General features: G+C 57.4%; 9 protein-coding genes. 8 read left to right on the plus strand and 1 reads right to left on the minus strand.

The window, feature by feature from the left end:
* The first annotated feature begins 2 nt into the window (after positions 1-2).
* The 7 genes from BN4575_RS03520 to tyrA all read left to right on the plus strand — a co-directional run bounded on the left by BN4575_RS03520 (position 3) and on the right by tyrA (position 8,739).
* A complete protein-coding gene (locus tag BN4575_RS03520) occupies positions 3-860 on the plus strand; it encodes a DUF6279 family lipoprotein (RefSeq protein WP_068977165.1) in 858 nt (285 codons plus the stop codon).
* Between the two features lie 95 nt (positions 861-955).
* The gene (locus BN4575_RS03525; RefSeq protein ID WP_068977166.1) at positions 956-1,390 is read left to right on the plus strand and encodes a hypothetical protein; all 435 of its coding nucleotides are present in this window, start codon (positions 956-958) and stop codon (positions 1,388-1,390) included.
* Between the two features lie 155 nt (positions 1,391-1,545).
* The gene (secD, locus tag BN4575_RS03530; RefSeq protein ID WP_068977167.1) at positions 1,546-3,348 is read left to right on the plus strand and encodes a protein translocase subunit SecD; all 1,803 of its coding nucleotides are present in this window, start codon (positions 1,546-1,548) and stop codon (positions 3,346-3,348) included.
* A gap of 151 nt (positions 3,349-3,499) precedes the next feature.
* The gene (gene secF / locus BN4575_RS03535; RefSeq protein WP_083220985.1) at positions 3,500-4,417 is read left to right on the plus strand and encodes a protein translocase subunit SecF; all 918 of its coding nucleotides are present in this window, start codon (positions 3,500-3,502) and stop codon (positions 4,415-4,417) included.
* Between the two features lie 290 nt (positions 4,418-4,707).
* On the plus strand, positions 4,708-6,036 hold the full coding sequence (glgC, locus tag BN4575_RS03540) for a glucose-1-phosphate adenylyltransferase (protein WP_042022156.1): 1,329 nt from the start codon (positions 4,708-4,710) through the stop codon (positions 6,034-6,036).
* Positions 6,037-6,401: 365 nt separating this feature from the next.
* Positions 6,402-7,475, plus strand: a complete 1,074-nt coding sequence (locus tag BN4575_RS03545) for a 3-deoxy-7-phosphoheptulonate synthase (RefSeq protein ID WP_068977169.1) — start codon at positions 6,402-6,404, stop codon at positions 7,473-7,475.
* A gap of 124 nt (positions 7,476-7,599) precedes the next feature.
* On the plus strand, positions 7,600-8,739 hold the full coding sequence (gene tyrA, locus BN4575_RS03550; RefSeq protein WP_068977170.1) for a bifunctional chorismate mutase/prephenate dehydrogenase: 1,140 nt from the start codon (positions 7,600-7,602) through the stop codon (positions 8,737-8,739).
* Positions 8,740-9,350: 611 nt separating this feature from the next.
* Here the strand turns inward: tyrA and BN4575_RS03555 are convergent.
* Positions 9,351-10,415: a porin gene (locus BN4575_RS03555; protein WP_068977171.1), complete on the minus strand. Its 1,065-nt coding sequence runs from the start codon at positions 10,413-10,415 to the stop codon at positions 9,351-9,353.
* Between the two features lie 396 nt (positions 10,416-10,811).
* On the opposite strand from BN4575_RS03555, the gene dinG reads away from it, so the two are divergent.
* Positions 10,812-12,884: an ATP-dependent DNA helicase DinG gene (gene dinG / locus BN4575_RS03560; protein ID WP_068977172.1), complete on the plus strand. Its 2,073-nt coding sequence runs from the start codon at positions 10,812-10,814 to the stop codon at positions 12,882-12,884.
* Positions 12,885-12,905: the final 21 nt, after the last annotated feature.

Raw genomic sequence — 12,905 nt, forward strand, 5'->3', positions numbered from 1 at the left:
AGATGATAAACAAGGTGCGCTGGCACAAGCCGAAAACCTGGGGTCTGCTGCTGATCGGCCTGCTGCTGACCGGCTGCTCCACCCGGGTGATCTACTACTGGCTCGATACCGCCATCATCTGGCAGCTGGATGACTACTTTGCCCTCTCCTACTCGCAAAAGGATCTGCTCAGCCGCGAAGTGAAGGGGCTGATGGCCTGGCACCGCCAGCACGAGCTGCCCCGCTACGCCAAAGATCTCGACGCGCTGGCCAAAGCCATTGCCAGCCCCATGACCCCGGCGCAGATCTCGACCAATCTGGATGCGGTGCAGCAGAGCCTGACCCGCACCCTTGAAAACACCATTCCCCGCGCCGTCAGGCTGGCGCGCACCCTGAGCGACGATCAGGTCGCCCGCTTCATGACCGATCGGGTCAAGCGGCAACAGGAGCGGCAACACGATTTTGCCACCCAACCCAAAGAGCAGATGCTGGCGGAGTTTCGCGACAAGATGAACAAGCGGCTGGTGTTCTGGATTGGCGAGGTGAAACCGGCACAGGCGCCGCTGGTGGCCCAGTGGGCCGAGTGGCAATACGAGCTGATGCCCCCCTGGCTCGATTTTCAGGAGTCCTGGACCCGGGAGCTGGACAGGCTGATGAAGCAGCGCCAGAGTCCCGACTTTACCCGTGAGCTGACCGATCTGCTGGCCGAGGGGGATGGCCTGATGGATGGCCGCTTTACCGGCTATACCGAGCAGTCGCGTCAACGCACCGTCAACTGGTTGAGCGACATGAGTCAGTCACTGGATCTCGCCCAGCGAACTCATCTTTACAGTCTGCTCAAGGGCTACGCACGCGATTTTGACCAGATGACCGGCCGCTGAACCGCCTCATCCATCAAGGACTCATCGGGCCACAACCTTGTTCTGGCCCGATGAGTGTGGTAGCTTGCCTGCTCTCTTTTTGTGGAATTCACTGCTTGCGCCTTATCGACAAAGCCAAACTGGTGCTGGTAACCCTGGTTATCGCCCTCACCCTGCTTTGTTCCATCACCCGGATGGAAGGCTCACTGCTACCCACCTTTTCGCACAGTGAATCGCAACAAACTCTGGTGTTCAATCAGGCTAGCGACAGCGACGAGGGCATCATCAAGTTTGTCGCCAGCCATCAGAATCACCTGCTGCGGCTGGAACAATCCCTGCGCAGTGACGACCAGCCCAAAGAGGTGGTTTACGAGCTGATCCAGAGCTGGTCTACCCAGGCCATCCTGTTGCTGTTGCTCGGCTGGCTGATACTGGCAGCCCAGATTTATCACCAGCGCAGCTTTCGCGATCGCTTTTGCACCATCCATCGACACCGCCTGCACCGCCAACACCTGCAATACCGCTTCAGTCAGAGCGTTCTGACCGCCTGACCCCGAGGGGTTTGGCAGCTATTTCTCGCACACCTCCTCTTCTGTTACGGGCTGCACTTCGGTGCCATCCCGCTCTGAACGCATCTTTTTTTGCGCCCGGCCGAGCCGTTATGACACAGGCCTGCGCTCCATTCTCCTGACAGAGGCTATTTGGCATGAGAAAAACCAATCGCACCGTTCTCAATCGCATGAGCAAGTGGCAGTACGCGCTGCTGCTGTTGATGCTGTTGACCTTTACCTTTTACTCCCTGCCCACCTTCTTCGGTGAGCAGCCCTCCCTCGGCCTGCACGGACAGCAGAGTCTGACCTCCCAGCAGCAGATGCTGCTGACCGACAAGCACCTGACGCCGGTCAAGGTGATCGAGCAATCCGAGCGAGTCGAGCTGGTCTTTGCCAGCCAGGGCGAACAGCAGCGCGCCAAGCAGTTGCTGGAGCAGCAGGGCCTCGACAGCGCGGCGCTGACCCTGGAGTTCCACTCCAACGCGCCGGGCTGGATCACCCGCCTCGGTGCCGATCCCATCAAGCTGGGACTGGACCTGCGCGGCGGCTCCCAGCTGCTGATCGGGGTGGACGTGGATTTTATCATCGATACCCAAACCAAGAATCTGGTGGATACCCTGCGTACTCGCTTCCGTGAAGCCAACCTGCGCGGCGCCAGCGTCATACGCAGCGCACAGGGCGCGGTGGCCGTGACCCTGCCGGATGTTGCCGAACAGGAGAGCTGGCTCTCTATCATCAAGGAAAGTGCCGGTACCCGTCAGGATCAGTGGAAGCTGACCCGCTCCGGCAATGACCTGAAACTGGTGCTGAGTGACGCGGAACGCACCCTGCTGGTCAACAACGCCGTGACCCAAAACCTGTCGATCCTCAAGAAACGGATCAACGAGCTCGGCATCGTCGAAGCCTCGGTAGTCCGTCAGGGACAGGATGGTATCCGCATCGAACTGCCCGGCGTCCATAACCCCAAGCAGGCAAAAGAGGTGATCGGTGCCACCGCCTCGCTGGCCTTCTATGAAGCCAAAGCAGACAGCCACTTCTATATCGCCGATCGCAGCGGCCAGGCCATTGGCATGGCACGCAAGCCGGTACTGACCGGCGAGCACATCGTCGATGCCCGCGCCAACATGGGCGAGATGGGCCAGCCTCAGGTCAATATCGTGCTCGACACCCTGGGTGGCAGCAAGATGAACCAGTTCAGCCGCCAGCATGTGGGCAAGCCGATGGCGACCGTCTTCACCGAATACAAGACCAATACCCAGGGCAAGCTGCGGGCCCAGAGCGAGGTGATCAACATCGCCACCATCCAGACCGCCCTTGGCAACCAGTTCCGCATCACCGGCATTGGCAGTCTGCCAGAAGCGCAAGAGCTGGCCATGCTGCTGCGCGCTGGCGCCCTCACGGCTCCCCTAAAAATCCTGGAGGAGCGCAGCATAGGCCCCACGTTGGGGATGCAGAATATCGAGGCAGGTTTCACCGCGCTGGCCTTCGGCATGGCGGGCATGATGCTGTTTATGATGGCCTGGTACCGCAAATTCGGCTGGGTTGCCATCACTGCGCTGGTCGCCAACCTGTTGATGCAGGTGGGGATGCTGGCGGTGCTGCCGGGGGCCGTGCTGACCCTACCGGGGATCGCCGGTCTGGTACTGACGGTGGGCATGGCGGTGGATACCCATGTGCTCATCTTCGAGCGGATCAAAGATCGCCTGCGTGAAGGAGGCAGCCTTGCCAATGCCATCGACTTTGGCTATCGCTCGGCCTTTCACACCATTTTCGATGCCAACATCACCACCCTCATCTGCGCCGTGGTGCTCTACTCCATCGGCTCCGGTCCGCTGCAAGGCTTCTCGGTCACCCTTATTCTGGGTCTGCTCTCCAGCATGATCACCGGGATCTGGGGGACGCGCGCCATCATCAACCCCCTGTGGGGACGCAGCAGCGAACGCACCCTGAAGGTGTAACGGGACAGCTGTCCCTCTGATGAGCGGCTTTGGCAGCGCCATCGGCCATTGATATGGCCGGGGCGTGCCGGAGCAGAACCATGTTCCTCGACGTGTTGCGACACGTCGTGACAGGCCAACAGCCTCATGCTGGGTGGCCAAGGAGAGAATTATGTTGAGAATGATCGTTGCAATGGGATTGACTCGTTGGCGTTATATCGGCCTGTGGGCCTCTATCGCCCTGACTGTGGCCAGCATCGCCATCTTGCTGGTGAATGGCCTGACTCTGGGGCTCGACTTTACCGGTGGGATCCTGCTGGAGTTCAATATCCAGACCCTGAAAGAGGCCCATGATCTCAATGCCATGCTGGTCTCCCCGCTGGCGGGTGCCGTAGAACTCAGCTCTGCAGGTGTACCAGGCGAATGGCTGATCAAGTTGCCCCCCCACGAACTGCCCTGGCCCGCAGCGGATCTCGCCAGCATGCTGACCCAGCAGTTGGGGATGCCAGTTGAGTTGCTGCGCACCACCATCGTCGGCCCGCAGGTGGGTGCCGAGCTGTTCCAGCAGGGGATGCTGGCAGTGCTGGTTGCCTCTATCTCAATGTCTGCCTATCTGGCGTTTCGCTTCGAGTGGCGTCAGGCCATCGGCATTCTGCTCTCGGTAGTGCATGACGCCATCGTGGCGCTGGGGCTGCTCTCCCTATGCCAGATCGAGTTTGACCTCAACATCATCGCCGGTTTGATGGCGGTGATCGGCTACTCCCTCAACGACAGCATCGTCATCTCGGACCGACTGCGGGATCTGCTGAGCTCGCGCACCCAGATGGGGATCCACGAGTGCTCCGATGTGGCCATCAAGGCAACCTTCAGTCGCACCATGATCACCTCGGGCACAACTCTGTTTACCGTGGGTGCCCTGCTGTTGTTTGGTGGTGACGCCCTCTACGGTTTCTCCTTCACCCTGTTTGCCGGCATTCTGGTGGGTACAGTTTCCTCCATCACTGTCGCCTCGACCGTGCAGGAGCTGCTGGGTCTCACCCCGCAGGCATACCAGAAGAAGAGTGAGGAGCCACTGGCCAACGCGGCCTGATCCTGGCTAATCAGGCCCGGTGAACCGGGCCTCAATTAACCGGGCCCCTGCCAACCATTGGCAGGGGCTTTTTTCCATCTCGCCCACCAATCTCTCGCCGCCCCTTTACCGCTCGGCTCGCCTCAATTGACAACTGACCATATTGAAAGCAATAACGGTTCAACCCGTCATTTTTAATAACAAAAAGGTCATTTTATTACGGAGAGAGCCGCAATTTTGTGACTGAAAGCACTTTCTTGAGGGCTCAAAAGAGGCAACATTGTAGTGATTTATCTACAAAGGGATATGAGATGTTGTTACAACCTGCCAATACAGCAAAATCAAGACAGTTGCTGAACGAGACCATGGCTTTGGTTCTCGCCGGAGGGCGGGGCAGTCGCCTCAAGCAATTGACCGATAACCGCGCGAAGCCTGCTGTTCATTTCGGAGGTAAATTCCGCATCATCGATTTCGTACTCTCCAATTGCATCAACTCCGGCATTCGTCGCGTTGGCGTCGTGACCCAGTACAAATCCCACAGCCTGCTGCGCCACCTGCAATCTGGCTGGTCTTTTTTACGCTATCAGATGAACGAGTTTATTGACCTGTTGCCTGCCCAGCAGCGGGTTGACGAAGTGAGCTGGTACCGTGGTACCGCCGATGCGGTCTACCAGAATCTGGATATCATCCGCGATCACGCCCCCAAATATGTGGTGGTGCTGGCTGGCGATCACATCTACAAGATGGATTACGCCGCCATGTTGCTGGATCACGTCAACATGGGTGCCAAAGTGACCGTCGCCTGCATCGAGGTGCCACGCAGTGAAGCAAGCGCCTTCGGGGTAATGGCGGTAGATGATGATCGCAAGATCAACGCCTTCGTCGAAAAACCGGTCAACCCACCGGCGATGCCGGGTAAAGCTGACACCGCGCTGGCTTCCATGGGCGTCTATATCTTCGATGCCGAGTATCTCTACCAACTGCTGGAAGAGGACCTTGCCAACGCGCAATCTCACCACGATTTCGGCATGGATGTGATCCCGCGGGTGGTTAGTGAAGGCACCGCCTACGCTCATCCGTTCGGGATGTCTTGCGTTGGCTGCAGCCCGGATCGCAAACCCTACTGGCGCGATGTGGGCACCGTTGACTCCTTCTGGGAGGCCAACATGGATCTCGCTTCCGTCACCCCGGAGCTGGATATCTACGATCAGGATTGGCCCATCTGGACCAGCCAGAACATGACCCCTTCCGCCAAGTTCGTGCAGGACAAAAACGGCCAGCACGGCATGACCATCAACTCCATGTTCTCTGGCGGCACCATCGTCTGCGGCTCCTTTATCCTGAGTTCGGTGCTCTTTACCAATGTGCGGGTCGAGTCCTTCTGCACCCTGGATCAGGCAGTGATCTTCCCGGGCGTGGAAATTGGTGCCGGTTGCCGACTGCGCAGGGTGGTGATCGACAAGGGATGCAAACTGCCGGAAGGCATGGTGATCGGTGAGAATGCCGATGAAGACGCCCGTCGCTTCCACCGCTCCGAGCAGGGGATCGTGCTGGTCACTAAGCCCATGCTGGATGCACTGGCTAAACAGGAGCAGGCCAGCGACAGCATTACCGATGCCAAGCAGCCGGTCTCGGCATAACGCCAGCCAACCCTTCTCATCACACTGCGGGAGCCAGATGCTGGCTCCCGCATTTTTTTGCCCATAGCGGTCCCCCCCATACCGACATCCCCCGTAGCAGCTCAACGAAGATGCGGCTGATACAAGCGCCAATCCGTAAACAAAACAATACGACCCATAGTCATAGAAAGGTAAACATCGCACTCCCCACTCCCTGAACGATGGGATAACCATATGAAAATGGCTAAAAATGATTACTTATCAACATTTACACTTGAATATCGAGGGTGAGTTGGTATCTTGTGGCCTCGTGCAACGAATTCGCACCACCGTAAATATTTAATTACACACACTGACCAGCCGCGCCGCTGGCGAGGTACCCAGCAATGCAACGAGATCCCCTGAACAACATCCATATCCAGTCTGAACAAGTGATGATCACCCCTGCCCAGCTCAAGGAGAAATTACCCATCTCCGATCAGGCGCTGGCCTTCGTGCAAGGGGCACGAGCGACGATCGCCGACATCATTCACCGCCGCGATCACCGCTTGCTGGTGATCTGTGGCCCTTGCTCGATCCACGACATGGACGCAGCCAAGGAGTACGCAACCAGACTCAAAGCGCTGCATGACGCCTATCAGGACTCGCTCTACATTGTCATGCGGGTCTACTTTGAGAAGCCACGCACCACAGTCGGCTGGAAAGGCTTTATCAACGACCCGAATCTGGATGGCACCTTCGATGTAGAGCTGGGGCTGCACCGTGCCCGCGAACTGCTCTGCTGGCTAGCGGAGCTCGAATTACCGCTGGCGACCGAAGCGCTCGATCCTATCAGCCCGCAATACCTGGCGGAGCTCTTCTCCTGGTCTGCCATCGGCGCCCGTACCACCGAATCCCAGACCCACCGGGAAATGGCCTCCGGTCTCTCCATGCCGGTCGGTTTCAAGAATGGCACCGACGGCAACCTGGGTACCGCCATCAACGCGCTGCAATCCGCCTCTTCTCCTCACGCCTTTATGGGGATCAACCAGCAGGGACAGGTCGCCTTGCTGCAGACCCAGGGCAACCCGGATGGCCACGTGATCTTGCGCGGCGGCAAGCACCCCAACTACGACTCGGTCAATGTGTCGCTGGCGGAAGAGGCGCTGGAAAAAGCGGGCCTGCTACCCGGTCTGGTGGTGGATTGCAGCCACGGCAACTCCAGCAAGGATCACCGTTTACAGCCCAAGGTGGCCGACAACGTCATCCACCAGATCCAGGAGGGCAATCGCTCCATTATCGGGGTGATGCTCGAATCCAACCTGTTCGAGGGTAGCCAATCCAGCGAGCAGCCCAAAGAGCAGATGCGCTACGGGGTCTCCATCACCGATGCCTGCATCGACTGGGACACCACAGCCGCGCTGCTGGATCGATGCCATCGGGAGCTGGCCACCCCGCTCAACAGCAGAACTGCACGATAAGTCGTGCTATCTTGTCGTAACCTATTGAACAATCTGGGTATCACTGGCTGTAACACGCAGTGATACACTAGTTGCATCTTGAATCACCAGGTGCCACTACCCGCGGTACCAGCAGGGACTGGATATGGCTGAAGAGTTGAATGCCCTCAGGGACAAAATTGATGTGGTGGACAAGCAGCTGATTGATCTGCTGGCCGCCCGTCTGGCGCTGGTGGGAGAAGTGGGTGAGGTGAAGAGCCGCCACGGTCTGCCCATCTATGCACCGGATCGGGAGGCAAGCATGCTGGCCCGCCGCCGCGCCGAGGCCGAACTGCTGGGCGTACCCGGCGATCTGATCGAGGATGTGCTGCGCCGGGTGATGCGCGAATCCTATATTCTCGAATCGGCCAGCGAAAAAGAACACCATTTCAAATGCATGAAGCCGAACCTTGGCAAGATTGTCATCATCGGTGGTCAGGGTCAGCTTGGTCGGCTGTTCGGCCAGATGTTTGGCCTCTCTGGCTACCGGGTCGAGACGCTGGAGCAAGCCGACTGGCCACGCGCTGACGAGATCCTCGCCGGTGCCGGTCTGGTGATGGTGGCAGTACCTATCGATATCACCTGCCAGATCATCGACCGGCTCGGCAACTTGCCAGCCCACTGCCTGCTGGTGGATGTCACCAGCGTGAAGGCGGCGCCGCTCGAGCACATGCTGGCAGTGCACCAAGGGCCGGTTCTGGGGCTGCACCCCATGTTCGGGCCGGATGTGGCGAGCCTCGCCAAACAGGTGATTGTCAGCTGTCAGGGCCGTGACCCCGCTGCCAGTCAGTGGCTACTGGATCAGATGACCATCTGGGGCGCTAGGTTGCAACAGGTGGAAGCCAAGGCCCACGATGAGGCGATGACCCTCATTCAGGCGCTGCGCCACTTTGCCACCTTTGCCTATGGCTGGCACCTGTCGCGGGAGCAGGCCAACATCGACCGCCTGCTTGCCTTGAGCTCCCCCATCTACCGGCTGGAGCTCGCCATGGTAGGGCGGCTGTTTGCCCAGGATCCTCACCTCTATGCCGACATCATTTTGTCGTCACCGCATAATCTGGCGATGATCCGCCGTTACTACCAAAACTTTGGTGAAGCACTGGGGCTGCTGGAGCGGGGAGACAGAGCCGGATTTATCGACGCCTTCTCGCAAGTTTCCGGTTTCTTTGGCGAACACGCCGACCAGTTTCTGCGTGAAAGCCGCATGCTGCTGGCCCAGGCCAACGACCGCCGCCAACACGGCTGATGCCATGAGGGGCATCGGAGCCCAAACAAACGGTAAAAGGGAAGGTGCCTGAGCATCTTCCCTTTTTGTTTGTTACTGATTTAAACATTGGCTTCCGCCGCGCTCGGCTGCACGTCGAGTGCCCAACTCTGACTGACCTCAATGCCCGCCCCCAGCTTTCCATACACAACCATCCAGCATGGTGCTCCCATCCATATCAGCGCAGATAGACCGCATCCCCTTGCAAGGGATGCCAGATACTCACAGGTCAAACCAAGCTACACGGTGCAGTTCACGTCACAGCACAAAAGAGAACAATAACCTAATCAATCAAAGAGATAAGCAGGAAGCAGGAAGCAGGAAGCAGGAAGCAGGAAGCAGGAAGCAGGAAGCAGGAAGCAGGAAGCAGGAAGCAGGAAGCAGGAAGCAGGAAGCAGGAAGCAGGAAGCAGGATAGATTAGCCGGCACAAACGGTTTGCCAAATATCACCATAAAACAGCAATCCGGCGATTCACCATGGCGCCAATACGAAGCAGCGATACCGCCAAAAAAGAAAAATGGCCGAGAGTTCATCTCGGCCATTCGTAGCTTGGTCAAAGACTCAAGCCAGGATATTACTCTTGTTCAACTTATTAGAAGTTGTACTGCAGAGCGACAGTGAACTCGTCATCCATCTTGTCAATGCTCTGGATCTTGTACTCGGTATAAGCAGTCAGCTTCGGAGTGAAAGCATATGCTACACCCAGCAGGGTTTCGTCAACCTGATCCTTGTAGCTGGCACCGGCAGCTTGAGCACCAACCTTACCTTCTTTGAAGTTGTAACCGGTCAGGAAAGTCCAGGCGTCTACGTTGTAAGAGGCTGCCAATTCGTAACCACGACCTTCATCCTTGTAACCAGTGGTATCGTTCTTAAGAGTACCTTGAGTGTACATACCGGCGAAGTAGAAACCGTTAATCGCGTAGTTAGCGGACAGAGCCCACTCTGACTTCTCACCACTGTTATAAACAGGGGCCTTATCGTTAGTTTCCAGATCGGAGTATGCATAACCAGCATTCATGCCCAGACCGAAGTCAAACTTGTAGCCGGCAGATGCGGCATAAGCATATTTACGCTTAACCTTGTCGAATACTGTTGTTTTGATGTCACCACCAACATCTTTAATTTTAACTGCAGTGTCATCATTGGTCTGATAAGAGAGCTTGCCACTAAAACCACCGAAGGTGTTGGAGTAGATGACCTGACCTTCTTGGCGGCTATCGTAGTAGTTACCGTTAGATCCCCACTCGTTAAAGATATCGGTTGCAGCAATAGCATCATAAAATGCTGTGTCATCTTGACCAAAGATCACTTTGCCATTTTGACCACCATCGAAACCAGCCCAAATTTTACGAGCTTGAAACTTGCTACTTCCATCACTGTTCTCGGCTGCAACCTGCCATTCAGTCTTGGCAATGGCAGCCCAAGTGTTGTTCAGGGCAACTTTACCTGACCAACCCAGACGAGAAGAACCAACCAGTTCAGCATCGCCCTTATGAGCTTCGGTCAATCCATTGGGATTATCGCTTTCACCGTAGTAGTTAGCCTGTACACGGCCGTATACGTCGAAAGTGGTACCGTCTTTGTCATAGATCACTGCGGCGTTAGCTGCAGATGCAAACAGAGCCGGGATAGCAATAGCCAGAATTGTCTTTTTCATAGTTTCCAATGCCTACTGTAATTAAACACTAAGTTGTTGTTATTCCCTGTGTTAGCGATGTTCTTTGCATCACTATGCCGCCGAGACTAGCACCGGATTTTTTGAACCGCAATGAAAAAACTTGGAACTTTTTATGGAAATCATAGTCAGCAAAGCGAAAGTGTGAGCCAGATCTCACCTCGTCATCCAGCAAAGGGAAAACGTTTACAAACCATTTCGCTGAAAAAACGGACTCAAACAGCCTATTTTACATGCTAAAGGGGCTGACCACCTGATAAATCACCAACCTGGTCTGCTGCGCGTAACCTTGCCGTGATAATCGCAGTAACCTCGACCTCAAGGAGGGGTTACAGGTATCCTTACCATTCTGTTAACTCCCTCAATGGCCATTCCTGCATGCTCTCGACTCGCCTCAAAGCTACCATTCGTCAAACCTATCGCCAGATTTCGGATGGATTACCCGGTTTTGTGCCGCGCAAAGAGCAGAACTTTCTGGTGGCCGAGATAGCCAAAACCCTGACCGGCGAGTACGACAAACAGCGCCGGATCCTGGTTGCCGAAGCGGGTACCGGGATCGGCAAATCCCTCTCCTACGCTCAGGGGGCTATTCCGGTGGCCCGACTGACCCAGAAAAAGCTGGTGATCTCCACTGCCACCGTGGCCCTGCAAGAGCAGCTGATCCACAAGGACCTCCCTTTTTACCACCGCCACAGCGAGCTGCCGTTTCGCTTTATGCTGGTCAAGGGACGCCAGCGCTATTGCTGCGAGCACCTGCTGGAGCAAGCGGCCAGTGGCGTCGAGATGGCCAACTTCGAAATCGACTTTGGTACCTTGAGCAAGCACAAGCCGTCAGACAGCGACAAGGATCGTTTTGCCCGCCTGTGGCAGGCCTATACCGATGGTAAGTGGGACGGGGATAGAGATAACTGGCCAGAACCCATATCAGACGCCTGCTGGCAGCATATCGCCGCCGACCGCCACACCTGTAACAAGGCCCTCAGCCACCATCAACACTGCCCCTTTCATCGGGCCCGCAACGACATGGACAGTGCCGATGTGCTGGTGGTCAACCATGCGCTGCTGCTCTCCGATCTCACCATGGGCGGTGGCATCATCCTGCCGCCCCCTGATGAGTGCATCTATGTACTGGATGAGGCCCATCACCTGCCCACCATTGCCCGGGATCACGGCGCGGCGTCGGCCAGCGTCAAAGGCTCGCGCCGCTGGCTGGAGAAGCTGGTACAAAGTGCAGGAAAACTGGCGCGGACTCTTAATAAGGAAAGCCTGCTCGACCCCCAGCTCAAACTGCAGGATGCACTGGCCTCCATCCAGCCCGATCTGAAGGCGGTCGAACAGTGGCTCAGCGCCAACGATCGGCTGTTTGGCACTGAACCCCACTACCGCTTCGCCGAAGGGGTGCTGCCGGATCCCCTGCCCATGCTGGCGGAGAATCTCAAGGAGTCGAGCAAGAAGGCGCTGCGGGCGCTGGACCGGATGCAGGGGGCCATCGGTGAGGCGCTGAAAGATGGCGAGCTCCGCCGCAAGGAGGCTGAACCCCTGCTGGCCGAGAGCGGTTTTCATCTGCAGCGGCTGGAGAGTTTCTGCGCCCTGTGGGAGATGCTGGGGCGCCATGTCCCGACCGGCAAAACCCCGCTCGCCCGCTGGATGGCCAAGAGTGACGATGGCGATATCTGGCTGCATGCCTCACCGATTGAGGTGGGTTATCTGCTGGAAGAGTGGCTGTGGTCCAAGTGTCTGGGTGCCGTGCTGGTCTCCGCGACCCTCACCGCCCTCTCTTCATTTAGCTATTTTCGCCATCAGGTAGGGCTCAAGGAGCACGACGGCACCCGTTACCTGCGCCTGCGTTCCCCCTTTGAATACCAGAAGGCCGAACTCTACCTGCCCAAGATGGAGCACGAACCCAACTCGCCGGCCTTTACCAGCGAGCTCATCAGCGTGCTGCCTCGTATTCTGGCTGGCAAGGAGGCAAGCCTGGTGCTCTTCTCCTCCTATCGACAGATGAATGAAGTGGTGGCGGGACTGCGCGCCAAGGGGCTCTCTCTGCTGGTGCAGGGGGAAGCCTCTCGCAACGCCCTGCTCACCTTGCACAAGCAAAAATGCGATGGCGGCCAGGCCAGCATTCTGTTTGGTACCGGCAGCTTCTCGGAGGGACTGGATCTGCCAGGTCACTATCTCACCAATCTGGTGATCACCAAGCTCCCCTTCGCGGTGCCCAACTCGCCGGTCGAGGAGGCCACCGCCGAGTGGGTCGAGCAGCGGGGTGGCAACCCCTTCCTGCAGCTGACGGTGCCGGAGGCATCGCGCAAACTCATTCAAGCCTGCGGCCGCCTCATTCGCAAAGAGGCCGATCGGGGGAGAGTCACCATCCTCGACCGCCGCCTGCTGACCAAACGTTATGGCAAGGGGCTGCTCGACGCCCTCCCCCCGTTCACACGGCGGATCGAGTAGGGTCGACACTGCCTTTATTGA

It is taken from the genome of Aeromonas sp. EERV15, from assembly GCF_900079845.1.
Classification (GTDB): domain Bacteria; phylum Pseudomonadota; class Gammaproteobacteria; order Enterobacterales; family Aeromonadaceae; genus Aeromonas; species Aeromonas sobria.